General features: G+C 70.3%; 17 protein-coding genes. 7 read left to right on the top strand and 10 right to left on the bottom strand.

Annotated features, from left to right (window positions below):
- The 7 genes from VKH46_12065 to VKH46_12035 all read left to right on the top strand — a co-directional run.
- Positions 1–511, top strand: a 511-nt coding sequence (locus VKH46_12065) for a zinc-binding dehydrogenase (GenBank protein ID HKB71573.1), incomplete at its 5' end; no start/stop codon positions are given.
- Positions 508–1,272 (top strand): enoyl-CoA hydratase/isomerase family protein, encoded by a 765-nt coding sequence (locus VKH46_12060; GenBank protein HKB71572.1) that lies wholly within the window; start codon positions 508–510, stop codon positions 1,270–1,272. The genes VKH46_12065 and VKH46_12060, both read left to right, overlap by 4 nt.
- Complete coding sequence (gene bcrC / locus VKH46_12055) at positions 1,269–2,459, top strand: benzoyl-CoA reductase subunit C (protein HKB71571.1); 1,191 nt, start codon at positions 1,269–1,271, stop codon at positions 2,457–2,459. Before VKH46_12060 ends, bcrC begins: the two co-directional genes overlap by 4 nt.
- Complete coding sequence (gene bcrB / locus VKH46_12050) at positions 2,456–3,730, top strand: benzoyl-CoA reductase subunit B (GenBank protein ID HKB71570.1); 1,275 nt, start codon at positions 2,456–2,458, stop codon at positions 3,728–3,730. The genes bcrC and bcrB overlap by 4 nt, the downstream gene beginning before the upstream one ends.
- Positions 3,731–3,783: 53 nt before the next feature.
- Entirely contained in the window at positions 3,784–5,058 is a 1,275-nt protein-coding gene (locus VKH46_12045; GenBank protein ID HKB71569.1) for a BadF/BadG/BcrA/BcrD ATPase family protein, read from the top strand.
- Positions 5,055–5,906, top strand: coding sequence for a benzoyl-CoA reductase subunit D (gene bcrD / locus VKH46_12040; GenBank protein HKB71568.1), 852 nt, complete (start codon positions 5,055–5,057; stop codon positions 5,904–5,906). The genes VKH46_12045 and bcrD overlap by 4 nt, the downstream gene beginning before the upstream one ends.
- Complete coding sequence (locus VKH46_12035; GenBank protein ID HKB71567.1) at positions 5,882–6,355, top strand: GNAT family N-acetyltransferase; 474 nt, start codon at positions 5,882–5,884, stop codon at positions 6,353–6,355. Before bcrD ends, VKH46_12035 begins: the two co-directional genes overlap by 25 nt.
- A gap of 126 nt (positions 6,356–6,481) precedes the next feature.
- Here the strand turns inward: VKH46_12035 and VKH46_12030 are convergent, their stop codons facing one another.
- From VKH46_12030 to VKH46_11985, 10 genes are all read right to left on the bottom strand, one after another.
- Positions 6,482–7,195 (bottom strand): hemerythrin domain-containing protein, encoded by a 714-nt coding sequence (locus VKH46_12030; protein HKB71566.1) that lies wholly within the window; start codon positions 7,193–7,195, stop codon positions 6,482–6,484.
- 77 nt (positions 7,196–7,272) lie between these two features.
- Positions 7,273–8,922: an amidase gene (locus VKH46_12025; GenBank protein ID HKB71565.1), complete on the bottom strand. Its 1,650-nt coding sequence runs from the start codon at positions 8,920–8,922 to the stop codon at positions 7,273–7,275.
- Positions 8,923–8,954: 32 nt separating this feature from the next.
- Positions 8,955–9,785 carry a hypothetical protein gene (locus VKH46_12020; protein HKB71564.1) on the bottom strand — a complete coding sequence of 277 codons (831 nt, stop codon included), beginning with the start codon at positions 9,783–9,785 and terminating at the stop codon, positions 8,955–8,957.
- Between the two features lie 37 nt (positions 9,786–9,822).
- Entirely contained in the window at positions 9,823–10,857 is a 1,035-nt protein-coding gene (locus VKH46_12015) for a hypothetical protein (protein HKB71563.1), read from the bottom strand.
- The gene (locus tag VKH46_12010) at positions 10,854–11,558 is read right to left on the bottom strand and encodes a DUF72 domain-containing protein (protein ID HKB71562.1); all 705 of its coding nucleotides are present in this window, start codon (positions 11,556–11,558) and stop codon (positions 10,854–10,856) included. The genes VKH46_12015 and VKH46_12010 overlap by 4 nt, the downstream gene beginning before the upstream one ends.
- A 413-nt stretch (positions 11,559–11,971) precedes the next feature.
- Positions 11,972–14,164, bottom strand: a complete 2,193-nt coding sequence (gene pnp, locus VKH46_12005; GenBank protein HKB71561.1) for a polyribonucleotide nucleotidyltransferase — start codon at positions 14,162–14,164, stop codon at positions 11,972–11,974.
- A gap of 84 nt (positions 14,165–14,248) precedes the next feature.
- Positions 14,249–14,524, bottom strand: a complete 276-nt coding sequence (gene rpsO, locus VKH46_12000; protein HKB71560.1) for a 30S ribosomal protein S15 — start codon at positions 14,522–14,524, stop codon at positions 14,249–14,251.
- A 59-nt stretch (positions 14,525–14,583) separates the two neighbouring features.
- Positions 14,584–15,519, bottom strand: a complete 936-nt coding sequence (gene truB / locus VKH46_11995) for a tRNA pseudouridine(55) synthase TruB (GenBank protein HKB71559.1) — start codon at positions 15,517–15,519, stop codon at positions 14,584–14,586.
- Complete coding sequence (gene rbfA, locus VKH46_11990) at positions 15,516–15,923, bottom strand: 30S ribosome-binding factor RbfA (GenBank protein HKB71558.1); 408 nt, start codon at positions 15,921–15,923, stop codon at positions 15,516–15,518. The genes truB and rbfA overlap by 4 nt, the downstream gene beginning before the upstream one ends.
- A 174-nt stretch (positions 15,924–16,097) precedes the next feature.
- Positions 16,098–16,385, bottom strand: coding sequence for a DUF503 domain-containing protein (locus tag VKH46_11985; GenBank protein HKB71557.1), 288 nt, complete (start codon positions 16,383–16,385; stop codon positions 16,098–16,100).
- Positions 16,386–16,808: the final 423 nt, after the last annotated feature.

Raw genomic sequence — 16,808 nt, 5'->3', positions numbered from 1 at the left:
CCGCGACCGCGGCGCGGCCGTGATCGCGGTCGACGTGGATCCCGCGCGGCTCGAGTCCGCGCGCGCGCAGGGCGCCGTCGGGGCGATCGATCCTTCGGGGCTCTCCGGCAAGGAGGTCCGCGCCCGGGTGCAGGCGGCGGCCCGGGAGGCCGGCGCCGCGGCTTCCGGCTGGAAGATCTTCGAGTGCTCGGGGACGGCCGCCGGGCAGGCCACCGCCTTCGGCCTCCTCGGGCCCGCGGCGACGCTGATGGTCGTCGGTTTCACGCTCGACGCGGTGACCGTCCGCCTCTCGAACCTGATGGCGTTCGACGCGAAGGCGGTCGGCAACTGGGGATGCGACCCGGCGCACTATCCGGAGATCGTCCGGATGGTCCTCGACGGGAGGATCGACATCGTGTCGTCGACACAGATGCGTCCGCTTTCCGCCGTCGGGCGGGTGTTCGAGGAGCTGCGCGAGCATCGCGTCTCCGGCCGCGTCGTGCTCGTTCCCGACGGGGAGGCGCGCGCGTGAGCGATCCGGTGCGGCTCGTCTCCGAGGACGGAGGCCTCCGCCGGGTCGTGATCGACCGGCCGCCGGCCAACATCCTCGATCTCGAGACGTTCGGGGCGATTCGCCGGCTGGTGGCCGGGGCCGCCGCCGAGCCGGATTGCCGCCTGCTCGTCTTCGAGGGCGCGGGCGCGCACTTCAGCTTCGGCGCGTCGGTCGCCGAGCACCTCCCGGAGAAAGTCGGCGAGCTCCTTCCGGCCTTCCGGGCGGTGCTCGTCGATCTGGAGACCTCGGGGATCCCGACCGCGTCGATCGTCCGTGGCCAGTGCCTCGGCGGAGGCCTCGAGCTCGCGGCGTGGTGCGGCCGCGTCTTCTGCGACCCCTCCGCGCGGTTCGCCGTGCCCGAGATCCGGCTCGCGGTGTTCCCGCCGATCGCGGCGATTCTCCTGCCGTGGCGGGTCGGCGGGCCGGCCGCAACGCAAATGGTCGTCTCGGGCGCGCCGGTCGACGGCGAGAGCGCCGCGCGCATCGGGCTCGCCGACGCGTGCTCCGCCGACCCCGAGGCGGGGCTCCGGAAGTGGTTCGAGGAGACGCTCGCCGGCAAGTCGGCGGCCGCGTTGCGCTTCGCGTGGAGGGCCGCGCGGCGGCCGCTCGCCCGCGCGCTCGAGGAGGACCTGCCCGCGCTCGAGAAGACGTATCTCGAGGAGCTCATGCGTCACCGCGATCCGGTCGAAGGGCTTCGCGCGTTCCTCGAGAAGCGAAAACCCCGCTGGGAGAACCGGTGAGCCGCGCGACGGATGCGGCGGAAAGCCGCGTTTCGATCGTCGACTGGGCGGCGGAGACGGCCGGCGACCTCGACTTCTCCGCGGCGCGCGCCTGGCTCGCCGGCGACCCGTCGCGCCGCGCGGCGGGATATCTCCCGGTTTACGCCCCGCGGGAAGTGATCCGGGCCGCCGGCCTGCTGCCCGTCGGCGTCCACGGCGGCGGCGACCGCCTGGAGATCATCCGCGGCGACGCCTTCTACCAGTCCTACATCTGCCATCTGCCCCGCTCCGTCATCGAGCTCGCCCAGTCGGGGCGCCTCTCGATGCTCTCGGCGATGCTCTTCCCTTCGACGTGCGACGTCATCCGCAATCTCTCGGGAGTCTGGCGGCTCCTCTATCCCGACCTCTACGTCCGCTACCTCGACCTCCCGCAGGTCCCCGAGCCGGCGATCGCCGCCGACTTCTGGGAAGGGGAGCTCCGGACCCTCTTCGCCGACCTCTGCGCGCTCGCGGGGATCCCGGAGAGCGACGCGCGGCTCCGGCGCGAGATCGCGGTCGAGAACGAGCTGCGCGGCGTGATCGCGGAGCTGTACCGGCTCCGGCGCGACGCCCCGGAGAAAGTGCCGACGGAGGAGCTCTACACGCTCCTGCGCGCCGGCGAGGTCGTCCCGGCGCCGGCATTCCTGGAAAAGGCGCGCGCGTACCTCGCCGCGGCCGAGGCGGAGCCCTCGCGCCTGCGCGACCGGGTGCGGGTGATCGTCGTCGGCGCGTTCTGCGAGGCGCCCCCGCTCGGCCTCATCAAGACGATCGAACGATCCGGGTGCTCGATCGTCGACGACGACTTCCTGCTCGGCAACCGTCTCGTCGCGGAGGACGTCCGGCTCGACGGCGATCCCATCCGCAATCTCGCGGAGGCCTTCGTGCGGTCCGCGCGGAAGACGTCGATCCTCTACGAAGGCCGCCCGGAGGGGAAGCGGGAGCTGATCGCCCGCCGCGTCGCGGCCGCGCGGGCGGACGGCGTGATCTTCGCGTCGGCGAGCTTCTGCGATCCGGCGCTGCTCGACCGGCCGATGCTGCGGGCCGGGGCGGACGCGGCGGGCGTTCCCTCGATCGCCTTCAAGTTCGCCGAGAACACCGGGCAGTTCCAGCAGTTCCGCGAGCTCGCCGGGACGTTCGCCGACTCGATCAAGCTGTGGGGTGAGAAGTGACCGAGATCGTCAAGGACCGCTCCATGGAGATCCAGAAGGAGATGCTCGCCGAGCACTTCCGCCGCCTCGAGGACGCGCCGAAGTCGGGCGAGCCGGTCGTCTACACCTTCGTTCCCGGCAACCTGAACGAGCTGGTCCGCTCGTTCGGCGCGCTCCCGGTGTTCCCCGAAATCAACGCGCTCCAGTCGGCCATGCGCGGCAAGAGCGCGGCGTACATCGCGTCCGCGGAGAAGGCCGGCCATTCCGAGGACGTCTGCTCCTACGTCAAGTGCGACATCGGCATGGCGCGGTCGGGAAACGTCGGACCGACCGGGACGCGGCTGCCGCGCCCCGACCTGCTCCTCCTCTCCTACACGGGGTGCTACACCTTCATGAAGTGGTTCGAGCTCCTCCGCGAGGAATACGACTGCCCGGTCGTCTTCCTGCAGATCCCCTACCAGGGCGACGGCTCGATCACCCCGGGGCACCGCGCCTACGTCGCGCGCCAGATCCGCGAGACCGTGATTCCGGCGCTCGAGCGCCTGACGGGGCAGTCGTACGACGAGGGGCGCCTGCGCGAGAGCCTCGCGCGGAGCGCGCGGGCGGAGGAGGACCTCGTCGCGGTCTTCGAATCGGCGCTCCAGCGGCCGAGCCCGATCGACGCCTATTTCGGGGCGGTGTACTACGTCGGACCGATCTTCTCGGCGTTTCGCGGCACGGAGCAGGGCGCCGAGTACTACCGGACGCTGCGCGAAGAGGTGGAAGAGCGGGCGCGGCAGCGGCTCGGACCGGCAACGCCCTCCGGCGTGCTCACGGATCAGAAATACCGGCTCGTCGTCGAGGGGCCCCCGAACTGGACCCATTTCCGCGACTTCTGGAAGCTCTTCTCGGACGAAGGGGCGGTCGTCGTCGCGTCGACGTATTCGAAGGTCGGCGGGACGTACGAGTTCGGCTTCCGCCACGACATGGAGGACCCGCTGGGGACCCTCGCCGACTACTGCGGCGGATGCTACACGAACATCGACCTCCCGGGCCGGGTGCGGATGCTCGCGGACTACGTGGAGCGCTACGCGGCCGACGGCTTCGTCATCCACTCCGTCAAGTCGTGCAACTCGTTCTCGGCCGGACAGCTCACGATCCTGCGGGAGGTCGAGAAGCGCACCGGCGTCCCCGGGGCGTTCTTCGAGTCCGATCTCGTCGACCCGCGCTACTTCTCTCCGGCGAACCTGAAGAACCGCCTCGAGAGCTATCTCCAGATGATCGAGGCGCGGCGCCGGGCGCCGGCGCGATGAAGACGCCATGAGAACACGATGGCGAATGCCATGAAGACACGATGGCGAAGGCCGTGAGAACATTCGTCGGGATCGATCTCGGCTCGACGACCACGAAGGCGGTCGTCCTGGACGAGAACGGCGACGTCCTCGGGCGCGGGATCACGAACTCGCGCTCGAACTACGACCTCGCCGCGGAAGTCGCCCGGACCGAGGCGTTCGTCTCCGCGCGCTTCTCGCTCCTTCGCGCCGGCGTCGAGCGGGCGGCGGGAACGGCGGCCCTCGCGCGGCTCCTCCGCGCGTTCCGTCTCGAGCAGAGGCTCGTCCAGTGGGCGCGGCTTCGGCAGTGGATCGAGGCGACGGCCCCGCGCGCCGCGCCGGCGGCGCTCCAGCCCGCGCTCGCGGCGACGCTCGAGACGCTGTTCGGGCGGCTCGTCGCCGAAGAGGAAGAGCATTTCCTCGAGCCCGAGGCGCCGGAACGGTCCGATTTCTTCCGGGACGCGGCGGGCTCGGCCTACGCCCGCCTCGCGCAGGAGATCGCCGACCCCCGCGGCGTGACGCACGACCTCCTCGTCGGGCTGTACGACCACAGCATCATCTCGGTCGAGAACGAGCCGCTCGACCTGGGCTTTCCGAACCACATCCGAGCGGCGCTGGCGCGCTGCGGCGATGCGCCCGGCATGGCGGAAGCGGCGGAAGCGGCGGCCAACGCCGACCTCGAGGTCGCGGGGAGCGTCGGCACCGGGTACGGGCGCGCGCGGCTCCCGTTCCCGAAGGAGCAGATCCGGTCCGAGATCCTGTGCCATGGCCTCGGCGCGCACGCGATGTTCCCCGCGACCCGGACCGTCCTCGACATCGGCGGGCAGGACACGAAGGCGATCCAGGTCGACGGCGACGGGCTCGTCACGTCGTTCCAGATGAACGACCGGTGCGCGGCCGGGTGCGGGCGGTACCTCGGGTACATCGCCGACGAGATGAACATGGGCCTCCACGAGCTCGGGCCGCTCGCGCTCCAGAGCCGGACCCCGGTCCGGATCAACTCGACCTGCACGGTCTTCGCCGGCGCGGAGCTGCGCGAGCGGCTCTCCCTCGGCGAGCGGCGCGAGGACATCCTCGCGGGCCTCCACCGCGCCGTGATCCTCCGCGCCATGAGCCTGATCGCGCGCTCCGGCGGGATCGAGAACGAGTTCACGTTCACCGGCGGCGTCGCCCGCAACCCCGCAGCCGTGCTCGCGCTGCGCAACCTCGTCGACGAGAACTACGGGGAGCGGCGGCTCAACATCTCGGCCGACAGCATCTACACGGGAGCGCTCGGCGCGGCGCTCTTCGCCTGGAGGGCCGCCGCATGACGGTGACGGCCGGGATCGACGCCGGGTCGAGCGCCGTGAAGGCGGTCGTCCTCGAGAAGGACGGCGAAACGTTCTCGGTTCGCTCGCACGTCGTCGCCCGGATCAGAAAGCGGGACGTCGGGCGGGTCGTCCGGGAGACCTTCGACGCGGCCTGCGAGTCGGCGGGGGTCGCCGACCTCCACTACGTCGCGACGACGGGGGAAGGGGAGGAGACGCCGTTCGCGACGGGGCACTTCTTCGGAATGACGACCCACGCGCGGGGGGCGCTGTACCTCGAGCCCCGGGCGCGCGCGGTCCTCGACCTCGGCGCGCTCCACGCGCGCGCGATGGCCGTCGATCCGTCGGGACGCGTGCTGAACTCGAAGATGACGAGCCAGTGCGCCTCGGGATCGGGACAGTTCCTCGAGAACATCGCGCGGTACCTGGGGGTCTCCCTGTCGGAAGTCGGGGGGCTGTCGCTCTCGGCCGGGCGCGGAGAAAACGTGAGCTCGATCTGCGCCGTGCTCGCCGAGACCGACGTGATCAACATGGTTTCCCGCGGCGTTCCGACGGCGGAGATCCTGCGCGGGATCCACGAGAGCATGGCCGGCCGGCTCGCGCGCCTGCTCCAGACGCTCGCGGTCTCGGGGCTGGTGTTCGTCACCGGGGGCCTCGCGGCCGACGACGGGCTGGTCGGAGCGCTCGAGCGCACGCTCGCGTCCGGCGCCGCGCCCGGCGCCGCGCCCGTCCCCGTGCGGCACCCCCTGAGCGCGTTCGCGGGAGCGATCGGCGCGGCGATCTGGGGCGAATACCGCTATCGGAAGCTCGGACAGGAGGGTTACTCATGGACCTCGTCAGCGACGGCGTGACCGTTCGCCTCCTCACGGAACGGGACCTCGACCGTCTCGTCCGAATGGACGAGCCGTTGACGGGCCGCAACCGTTCGGTCTGGTACGAGCGCAGGCTCCGGCGGGCCCTCCACGAGACCGACATCCGGATCTCGCTCGGCGCCGAGCACGACGGCACGCTGGTCGGCGCTCTTCTCGGTTCGCTGCTCTACGGCGAGTTCGGCCAGCCGGAGCCGGTCGCGCAGATCGACACGATCCTCGTCGACGAGGCGTTCGCCGGCCGCGGCGTCGGCACGGCGCTCGTCGACCAGCTCCTGCGCAACCTCGGCGCGCTCGGGATCGAGCGCGTGCGCACGGAAGTCGGCTGGGAGGAGCACGAACTCGCCCGGTTCCTCGGCCGCCGAGGGTTCGCGCCGCTGCCCCGGCTGGTGCTGGAGGCGAGCGTCGTGGCGCCTCCGGAGCGGGAATAGCCGGCGCGGCGATGCATCGAGCCGGGCGGGCGCGTGCGCCCGACCCGCGGCCTTAACGTACGCTCATCGGTACGCCGCGGCCGCGGGCCGGCCGCCCACATCCCGCCGGGCTCGCGCCTCGCCGCGCTAGTCGGCGCGACTTCTGAACGCCTGGATCTGCCGCACCAGCTCGTCCGCGCCGTCCGGGCCGAGCGCGGCGTCGGTCATCGGGTAGAGGATCTGCTCCTCCTTCACGTTGTGCTCCTCGAGGACCCACCCGAGCGAACGGCGGCGATCCTCCGGCGACGCGGCGGGGTCCCGCATCCCGGCGGCGATCTCCGCCAGCAGCGCGCGGATGATCCGATGCTCCTCGCGCATGACCGCCGTCGGTCCGGCCGTCGCCGGATGGCCGGTGGCGTTCTCGAACGCGGGGAAGAGGAGCGCTTCCTCGAAGGCGATGTGCCGGTCGAGTCCTCGCGCGAACGCGTCGAACAGCCGGATCGCCTCGGCGGCATCGCCGCGGCCGCGCGCCGCGAACGCCTCCCGCTCGAGGGCGTCGAGCCGGTCGTGGTCCCACGCGAGCGCGTCCGAGACGGTGCGCGCCGCCGTCTCCGACGAGCGGCGGGTGACGGTCGTGCGCCACCTCGGCGGCCCCTCGAGATCCGGCGACCACTCGAACTGCCCCGCCCGCCGGGACTGCAGCTCCTCGAGAGACGGGGCCGGGTCGCCGTCCGTGTCCCACGTCAGGCTCTCGCCGTCGGCGAGAGCGTCGAATCGCAAAACGATGTCCTTCGACCGGGCGGTGCCGGCGATGACCGCGCGTTCCGCCTCTGCGTCCCGGGGCGTGGTGCCGATGTCCATGCGTTCCCTCCCGCGCGCAGGATCCCGCGGAACGGCGGCGGCCGGTATGACCGCGATCATGCGGTCCGCCGGGTTCTTCAGGAGGCGGCGAGGTCGGCGGTCGCGAGGTACCGCGGCGGCCGCCGGTGGCACGTGGCCTGCTCGAACGCGTACGCGTAGGAGAGGAGGCGCGGCTCGCTCCAGGCGCCGGCGAAGAACGACAGGCCGACCGGCAGCCCGAAGACGAACCCCATCGGGACCGTGACGTGCGGGTAGCCGGCGACGGCCGGGACGGTCGAGCTGCCCCAGCCGTTCCCGTCCCCGTCGACGAGGTCGGTCATCCACGCCGGGCCGCCGGTCGGGCAGACCAGCGCGTCGAGGCGGTGTTCTGCCAGCGCGGCGTCGATCCCCTTCGTTCGGGCGTTGGCCAGGTCCGCCGCGAGCGCGTCGCGGTACGCCTGCTCGGTGAGCGGGCCCTTCGCTTCGGCCCTCTCGAAGATCTCCTGCCCGAAGTAGGGCATCTCGCGGGCGCGGTGTCTCTCGTTCCAGGCGATCAGTTCCGCGAGCGTCCGGACGGGAGACGCCGGTCCCAGCGAAGCGAGATACGCGTTGAGATCCGCCTTGAACTCGTAGAGCAGCACATCGAGCTCGGTCCTTCCGAGATCGCCGGCCGTCTCGATGTCCGCGGGGTCGACGAGCACGGCGCCGAGATCCGCCAGCGCCGAAAGCGCCGATTCCGCCACGCGATCCGTCGCGGGGTTGTTCCCGAAGATCGATTTCCGCACGACGCCGAGCCGCGCGCCCCGGATCGCGGAGGGATCGAGCGCGCCGAGCGCTTCGGCGCGGAAGGGCGCGGTCCGCGTCCCGGGGTCGGCGGGATCGGCGCCCGCCATCGCGGCGAGCAGGATCGCCGCGTCGCGGACGGTCCGCGCCATCGGGCCGGCCGTGTCCTGGCTGTGCGCGATCGGGACGATCCCCGCGCGGGAGACGAGCCCGAGCGTCGGCTTGACGCCGACGATCCCGCACGACGTGGACGGGGAGACGATCGAGCCGTCCGTCTCCGTTCCGACGGCGGCGGCGGCGAGATTCGCGGCGGTCGCCGCGCCCGACCCGGAGCTCGACCCGGACGGGTTGCGGTCGAGCGCGTAGGGGTTCCGGCACTGGCCGCCCCGGCCGCTCCATCCGCTCGAGGAGTGCGTCGACCGGAAGTTCGCCCACTCCGAGAGGTTCGTCTTTCCGAGGATCACCGCGCCCGCCGCGCGCAGCCGGCGGACGACGGAGCTGTCCTCCCTCGGCGCGACCCCCGCGAGCGCGAGCGACCCGGCGGCCGTCGACATCCGGTCCGCCGTCCCGACGTTGTCCTTGACGAGGATCGGGACGCCGTGAAGCGGCCCGCGAGGACCCTTCTCCCGCCGTTCGGCGTCGAGGGACTCGGCGATCGCGAGCGCGTCGGGGTTGACCTCCAGGACCGAGCGGAGAGCGGGGCCTTTCCGGTCGAGGGCCTCGATGCGCGCGAGGTATTTCTCCGCGAGCGATCGGGCGGTCTCGGCGCCCGACGCCATCTTCTCCTGCAGCGCGTCGATCGTGGCCTCCTCGAGATCGAATGTCGGAGGCGTCGCGGACGGCGGCGGCTCGGGCGGGGCGGCCTGAGCCGCCGGGGCGCCGACGGGAAGCGCCGCCGCCACGGCCCCCGCGGCTCCGTACCGGAAGAGCGATCGGCGGGAGAGCCCGGCCGGAGAATGTCTCACGGGAGATGCTTTCCGACGGCGAATCCGCGCCTTCACCGGGGCGGTTCCGAGTCCATTTGCCCGGTCGTCACCGTGAAGCGCCGGAAGCCGGAGTAATCGAAGACCGTCCGGTCGAGGAGCGCCCCCGAGGAGAGCCGCTCGTGGACCGCGACGTACCGGCGCGGGAGGGCGATCTCTCCCGCCGCCGCGGGAGGCGAGAAATCCATCGTGACGCGAAGGCGGCTCTCCCGGCTCGTCCATTCGAGGTCGAGGCGCGCGGGGGAAACGCCGTCGGCCGCGAGCTGAAGCGTCCCGGAGGGATAGTGCCGCGCGGAGGCGGGATCGAACAGGTCCTCGGGGATCCCGAGGCCGCGCACCTGCCGGAACGCGAACCGCCTTCCCTTCCGTGTCCAGTCGAAGTCCTCCAGGATGCCCGGGCCGAAGGCGAGGAGGGTCAGGGTGAGGTTGTGCCAGTAGCAGCCGGGGAAGGAATGGTCGCGCGCGAGCGCGACGATGCTGCGCCGCTCGGCCGCCGCGCTCGGCTGCCGCAGCCGGAAGAAGTCCTGGATCTGGCGGTCGGCGTCGAGCGCCTTGCCGTCGACCGACCGGATGAAGCGAAACTCCCAGAGCGCGTCGGCGTCCTCGCCGAGGTGCGCGACCTGGAAGTCGGAGAGGAGGACCTGGTGGCGGAGCACGGTCTGGTTCGTCTCGCGCATGACGTCCTGCGTGATCTTCTCGGTCGCGACGAACTCCTCGAGCTTCGCGAAATAGGCGGGCACGGCGCGCGAGAACGCGGCGAGCTCGGCGGGCGGGGAGGGCTCGGCCGCGCGCGCGGGCCGCCCGGCGAGGAGGAAGACCAGAAGGAAGGGGAGCGGTCTCTTCACGGAATCTGGACCTTTGTACGCCGCGAGCCGCGCAGGGTCAAGCGGGGGAAGAAGCCGGGCCGGCGGGCTCGAAGAATCCTTCCGCGTACACGTTCACGCCGTCGATCTCGACCCGCTCGACGGCCGCGAAGACGTCCACGTGGAATTTCGCGCGCCGCTTCGCGATTCCGGGCTTGGCGAAGATCGCGTGCTTGGAGCCCAGCGAGAGGTGCACGCCGTTCATCCGCTCGTAGGAGCCGACGTCCGACACGCGCCGCTCGCGCGTGAGGGCCCGGTTGAGGCCGAGCCCGAGCTCGCGGACGCGGACGACCTCTTCCCCGGCCCGGATCGCGTCGAGGATCGCCGCGAAAGCGGGAGGCGCGCCCGGCGCCCCGGTGACGAGGCCGCGCTCGATGCGGACGGGAAACGGCCGCTCGGGCGCGGTCACGCCGAACTCGGCGTCGCCGAACGCGAAGAGGACCACCTCGCCGTCGACCGCCGACAGGTCGCGCGGCTCGGTGAAAACCTCCCCGATCGGGAACTGGCCTCCGACGTTTCGCTGTCCCCCGTAGTCGCCGACGTTCAGGCGCGCTTCCTCGAACCCTCCGCGATACTCGAGCGTCGCGCCTGCGCCGGAAACCCGCGCGCCGGCCGCGCGGTCGAGCCTTCGCTTGAGGGCCGCGCCGAGCGGCCGGTAGTACGCCGGGTCGTACGCGAGCGCGTCCACGTAGGTCGCTTCTTCGCCGGGAAGGGTTCGGGCCAGGTGCGGATGCTCGACCACCTTCAGGCCGCGGTCGAACAGCCGAACGCGGAACCGGTGCTCCTCCGGGAAGAACCGGACGGACTCGACGAGGACGACGAGGTCGCCCGCGGCGAGGCGGTCGATCGCCGCATTCGCCCCACCGGGAGACGCCGAGGCATCGACGGCCGTCGCGCCGGGGAGCGCGTCCCGGTAGGCGTCAGCGAGGAGTGCCGCGAGGGGAGAGGCGCGGTCGAACAGGAGGAGCGCCCGGCGGTCGGGCGCGTGCTCGATCGCGAGGCTCAGGATGGATCGGACGTTCGCGAAGGCGGCGGCGGCGAGAGGCTCGGTCACCCGCGGATCGCCGCCGAGAGAAACCGGGCGGCGAGCTTCGGTCCGATCCCTTCGTCCTCGTGCTTGAAGAACAGGAACGCGCGCTCCCATGACGCCGCCGCGATTCGTTCCGCCCAGGAGCGCAGGGCGTCGTCGCCGTAGTCGAGGCGCCGGAGCCGCAGGTATCCCCACGAGGCGGTCGGCGTGAACGGCGGATCGGGGAGCTCGTCGTCGTCGACCGCCGCGAGCGCGGCGTCGCGCGCACGCAGACGGTCGAGCACGTCGGGGGAATGCCACGAGGGATTCCGGAATTCGAAGGCGATCGAAAAGCCCTCGGGGACCGCGGAGAGGAACGCGTCCAGGCGGACGGTGTCTTTCGGGAGGTTCGGAGGAAGCTGGACGAGGACGGCGCCGAGCCGGGCCCCGAGAGCGGAGAGATTTTCGAACAGGAACCCGGCTTCCGATTCGACGTCCTTCAGCCGCTTGATGTGCGTGATCCGGCGAGGCGCCTTGACGACGAAGCGGAAGCTCTCCGGGACCTGCTCGGCCCAGGACGCGAGGACCTCCTTCTTCGGCATCCGGTAGAACGTGTTGTTGATCTCGACCGACGGCAGCCGCTCCGCGTAATAGCGCAGCCACTCCGACGCGGGGAGGTCGGGCGGGTAGAAGTTCCCTTTCCACTCCTTGTAAGAGAAGCCGGAGGTGCCGACGAAGAGGTCCATGAGCGCAAACTCTATCGCGCGCAAGTACGGACGCGCGGCGATGCATCGAGCCGGGCGGGCGCCTGCGCCATGACCCGCGGCCTTAACGTACGCTCCGGTACGCCGCGGCCGGGGGGTCGGTCGCCCGCATCCCGCCGGGCTCGCGCCTCGCCGCGCGAAGCGTCAATCGTCGCGGAGAACGCGTGGCAACACCGAGCCCCTGGGCCGCGACCGTGATTCAGGGATCTGCAGCGATCCAGTTCAGACGGACGAAGCGAAGCCAGACGCGAGCGAGACGGGATGCGGGTCGCCCGCGGCGTCCCGAGGCGTACTGAGAACGTACGTTGAGGGCGCGGCCGGGGGGCACGCGCCCGTATGGCTCGATGTATCCGCCTCCGCCAAGGCTTCGGCGCGACGAGTCGCGAGCCGGCTATCTAGCGACGGTGCGGACCGCGGTGATCGTTCCTATCCCGGTGACGCTCGTGGGAGCCGCCCTCGGGCTCGCCGACTGTGGCCGGCGCCATCGCCGCTTCGGCTTCCAGCTGTTCCTTGGTCAGCGCCTGCTTGCGCGACAGCTTGACCTTCCCCATCGGATCGATCGCGATCACCTTGACGGGGATGATGTCGCCTTCCTTGACGACGTCGGTCGTCTCCCGCACGCGGTAGGGCGCGAGCTCCGAGATGTGGACGAGGCCGTCCTTGCCCGGGAGGATCTCGACGAACGCGCCGTAAGCCTCGATGCGGCGCACCTTGCCCTGGTACATCTGGCCGATCTCGGCGTCCTTCGTGAGCCCCTCGATGATCTCGATCGCCCGCATCGCGGCGGCCTCGTCGGCCGAGGCGATCGACACCCGCCCGGAGTCCTCGACGTCGACCTTGCAGCCGGTCTCCTCGATGATGCCGCGGATCGTCTTTCCGCCGGAGCCGATGACGTCGCGGATCTTGTCCTTCGGGATCTGGATCGTGAAGATGCGCGGGGCGTACGGCGAGATGTTCGCGCGCGGCGCCTCGATCGCCTTCGACATCGATTCCAGGATCGACATCCTTCCCTGCCGCGCCTGCTCGAGCGCCTGCTCGACGATCTGGCGCTTCAGGCCCTTGATCTTGATGTCCATCTGGAGCGCGGTGATGCCGTCGCGGGTCCCGGCGACCTTGAAGTCCATGTCGCCGTAGTGGTCTTCCTGGCCGGCGATGTCCGTGAGCACCGCGTGCTTGTCCCCCTCGGCGACGAGGCCCATCGCGACGCCGGCGACCGGGGCCTTGATCGGCACTCCGGCGTCCATCAGCGCGAGCGTGCCGCCGCAGACGGTCGCCATCGAGGACGAGCCGTTGGACTCGAGGATGTCGGAGACGACGCGGATCGTGTACGGGAACGACTCGTCGTCGGGCAGGATCGGCTCGAGGGCCCGGCGCGCGAGGTTCCCGTGGCCGATCTCGCGGCGGCCGGGGCCGCGGAGGAACTTCACCTCGCCGACCGAGAACGGCGGAAAGTTGTAGTGGAGGAGGAACGTCTTCTCGGAGTCTCCCTCGTAGTCCTCGACGAGCTGGGTGTCCTCGGAGGTGCCGAGCGTGCAGGTGACGAGCGCCTGGGTCTCGCCGCGCGTGAAGAGCGCCGAGCCGTGCGTGCGGGGGAGGAGCCCCACCTCGCAGGAGATCGGACGGATCTGCGAGAAGTTCCGGCCGTCGAGCCGCTCGCTCCGGTCGAGGATCGTCTCGCGGGTGAGCGTCTTGACGAGGGCGTCCATCGCCTTCGCCGTCGCCGTGCGGAGGACGACGTCCTCGGCGGGAATCTCGTTGACCGCCTGTTTCTTGACTTCCTTGATGCGGGCGTACGAGAGGATCTTGCCCGGGACCGTCATCGCCGCGAGCATCGCCCCCTCCCAGCGCTTGACGATCGCCGCGAAGAACGCCGCGTCGTACGGCTCGGCGTGCGCGAACTCGCGCTTGCGGTTGGCGACGGCGGCGGCGAGCTTCTCGATGCCGGCGATGATCTGGAGGTTCGCCTCGTGCCCGAAGAAGATCGCGTCGATCATCACCGGCTCGGTGACTTCCTTCGCGCCCGACTCGACCATGCAGATCGCGTCTTTCGTCGAGGCGACGATCAGGTCGATGTCGGATTCCTCGCGCTCCTTGTTCGTCGGGTTCAGGACCAGCTTTCCGCCGATCCGGCCGACGCGGACGGCGCCGATCGTGTGGGCGAAGGGGATCGCCGAGACCGCGAGCGCCGCCGAGGCGCCGTTGATCGCGAGGACGTCCGGGTCGTTCTGACCGTCGGCCGACAGCACGAACGCGATCACCTGCGTCTCGTTGCCCCATCCCTTCGGGAAGAGCGGCCGCAGCGGCCGGTCGATCAAGCGCGAGGTCAGGATCTCCTTCTCGGTCGGACGTCCCTCGCGCTTGAAGAAGCCGCCGGGGATGCGCCCGGCGGCGTAGGTGTTCTCCCGGTAGTCGACGGTCAGCGGAAGGAAGTCGATCCCTTCCTTCGGCTCGCTCTGGGCGCACGCGGTCGCGAGCACGACGGTGTCGCCCAGCCGCACGACGCAGGCGCCGTCGGCCTGCTTGGCGACCTTGCCCGTTTCGAGCGAAAGGGTGCGTCCGGGAAGGGAAATGATCTGTTCGTGTTTCATGCTTCGTCCTTATTCGATTCCCCCGGACGAACCCTCACCCATCGCCGGAACGGCGCGGATTCCTGGACTTGCCGGGAGGAGGTTTTACTTGCGGAGACCCAGACGCTCGATCAGGCGGTGATAGCGCTCGCCGTCCTTCTTCTTGAGGTACTCCAGGAGACGCCGTCTCCGCCCGACCAGCATCAGCAATCCGCGCCGCGAGTGGTGGTCCTTCGCGTGCGACTTGAAGTGGTCGGTCAGATAGGAGATGCGCTTGGAAAGCAGCGCGACCTGGACCTCCGGCGAGCCGGTATCTCCGTCGTGAGTCTGGTAGTCGTGGATGATTTCGGGCTTCGTGTCCCGATACGCCGTGGCGCTCAACGATTCCTCCGATGCTCTTTCAAAAAATCTCTCTACTTTTTCAACAGCCGGCGAGCTTATCAGAAACGGGATTCCTCCGCCAGCACGATCCGGGGCTTGATCATGGCGATTTTCCCGGTCCCGATCGGCGTCATCTGCCCCAGGGCGAGCATCTGGCCGTCCGGGGAGAGGAGGGAGACCCAGTCCCCTTCCGCACCCTCCAGGCGCGCCGGAATGGCCTGTCCCTGCCGGATCTTCCAGGCCTCCAGCGAGGCGACCGTCATCTGCGGGAACGAGAAAGGAATCATCGCGAGCGGGATCGCATGGGGCGGGGCCACGCGCACGTCCTCCTCGGCGGCCTCGAAGGTCGAAAGCGGGATCGCGTCGGCGAGATCGAAATCTCCCACCCGGGTCCGCCGGAGCGCCGAGAGATGGGCGCCGACTCCGAGGGCCTCTCCGAGCTCGTGCGCGATCGACCGGATGTAGGTCCCCGAGGAGCAGGAAAGGGTGAAGTCGATTTCCCGGTCCGTCCGAGGCCGCAGCTCGAAGCGCGAGACCGTGACCGATTTCGGGGCCTTCGGGACCTCCTCGCCCTGCCGGGCCATCTCGTAGAACTTCCGGCCGCCGACTTTCTTGGCCGAATAGGGCGGGGGGGACTGCTGGAATTCGCCCCGGAACTTCACGGCGGCGCGCTCGAGCTCCTCGGGGGAGATGGAGATCGCTCCCGCGTGCTCCGAGATCGTCTCGCCCTCCGCGTCGTAGGTCGCGGTCGCCCGGCCGAGCGTGATCGTCCCCTCGTACGTCTTCGGGAGTCCCGTCAGGAACCCCTGGAGCCGCGCCGCGCGGCCGCAGCAGAGGACGAGGAGACCGGTCGCCATCGGATCGAGCGTTCCCGTATGGCCGATCTTCTTGACTCCCGTCGCGCGGCGGGCGTGCTCGACCACGTCGTGGGAGGTGAGCCCCTTCGGCTTGTCGATGAGGAGGAGCGCGCCGTGGGAGAAGAGGAGGTCAGTCACGGCTTCGGGTTCTCGCCGGCGTCCGGGGCTTCTTCCGACGACGTCCCTTCTGCCGGCTCGGGAGCGGGCAGGTTCTCCCTCAGGATTTTCTCGATGCGCGCCCCCGTCTCGGCGGAGCGGTCGGGGAAGAAGTGGAGCTCGGGCGCGTAGCGCAGCTTGCACCGGCGGCCGACCTCGCGCCGGAGATACCCGGCCGCGCGGTCGAATCCTTCCCGCACCTTGTCGAACTCCTCCGGCCCGCCGAGGCAGGAGAAATAGACCCGCGCGGTGCGCAGGTCATGGGACATCTTGACCTGCGTGATCGTGACGAAACCGATCGCCGGGTCGTGGAGATCGGTCAGCACCATCGAGGCGATCTCCGCGCGGATGAGCTCGCCGACGCGCTCGGGGCGCTTGACCGGCATCAGCGGTATCCTCCGAGGTCCTTCGACGAGGAGCGCCGATCCCGGGCTCCCTCACCCGCCGGCCTCCGCTCCTTCGGAGCTTCGGCGCGGCGACCTCTCCCGCCGGGAGAGGTGAGCGTCTCCGCCGGGCGACGGAGGCGATCGCAACTCCGGTGGGCGCGGCGGCCCGCGCGATCACACATGGATGAACTCGTTGCGGTAGTCGAGGATCGGGCCGTCGAAGTTGCTCTCGACGAACGAGAGGATCTCCTGGAGAACCTGGTCGAGCGGGACCTGGTCGGGGCCGACGACCGCGACCGCGAGCTCGGCCCGCTGGTGCCGGTCCTGGTGGGCGGTCTCGGCGACGGATACCTCGAACTTGTTCCGGATCCGGCTCTTCAGGCTCCGGAGCACCATCCGCTTTTCCTTGAGCCCCCGGCAGCCCGGGAGGTTCAGGTCGTAGACGGCGTACGCGAGGACCAACGCCCGGCTACCCGGCCGGTTCCCGGGCGGGCAGCCGGGAAGCTCGAAGGACGAAGCCCGAAGCTCGAAACGAATTCAAAGCACGAAACGCCAAATCCGAGCTCTCAAACAAAACGCGCCTGATCTCCCATTTTGAAATTTCGAAATTCGGATTTCGGATTTGTTTCGGATTTCGAAATTCGGATTTCGGATTTTTTCTCCCTCTCCTGTTTCTCCTTTCCCTCTCGCCTCCAGCCTCCGCCTCCGAGAGCGTCACCCTGGTTTGGGAGCCAAGCTCCACCGTGGGGGTGTCGGGCTATAACCTCTACTACGGTGATGCCAGCCAGACCTACACCGACATGGTCCCGCTCGGCAATGTCACCAATATCATTGTCTCCGGCCTTGTCGAAGGCGCTACGTACTTCTTCGCCACCACCGCCTGCG

The organism is Thermoanaerobaculia bacterium (assembly GCA_035260525.1).
GTDB lineage: Bacteria > Acidobacteriota > Thermoanaerobaculia > UBA5066 > DATFVB01 > DATFVB01.
This window is presented reverse-complemented; position numbering and strand designations above follow the sequence as displayed.

What these genes read in the sequence shown, in the direction of transcription:
- bcrD (HKB71568.1), top strand. Translation starts at nt 5,055, where the DNA reads ATGACGGTGACGGCCGGGATCGACGCCGGGTCGAGCGCCGTGAAGGCG.
- VKH46_12035 (HKB71567.1), top strand. Translation starts at nt 5,882, where the DNA reads ATGGACCTCGTCAGCGACGGCGTGACCGTTCGCCTCCTCACGGAACGG.
- VKH46_12030 (HKB71566.1), bottom strand. Translation starts at nt 7,195, where the DNA reads ATGGACATCGGCACCACGCCCCGGGACGCAGAGGCGGAACGCGCGGTC.
- VKH46_12010 (HKB71562.1), bottom strand. Translation starts at nt 11,558, where the DNA reads ATGGACCTCTTCGTCGGCACCTCCGGCTTCTCTTACAAGGAGTGGAAA.
- pnp (HKB71561.1), bottom strand. Translation starts at nt 14,164, where the DNA reads ATGAAACACGAACAGATCATTTCCCTTCCCGGACGCACCCTTTCGCTC.
- rbfA (HKB71558.1), bottom strand. Translation starts at nt 15,923, where the DNA reads ATGCCGGTCAAGCGCCCCGAGCGCGTCGGCGAGCTCATCCGCGCGGAG.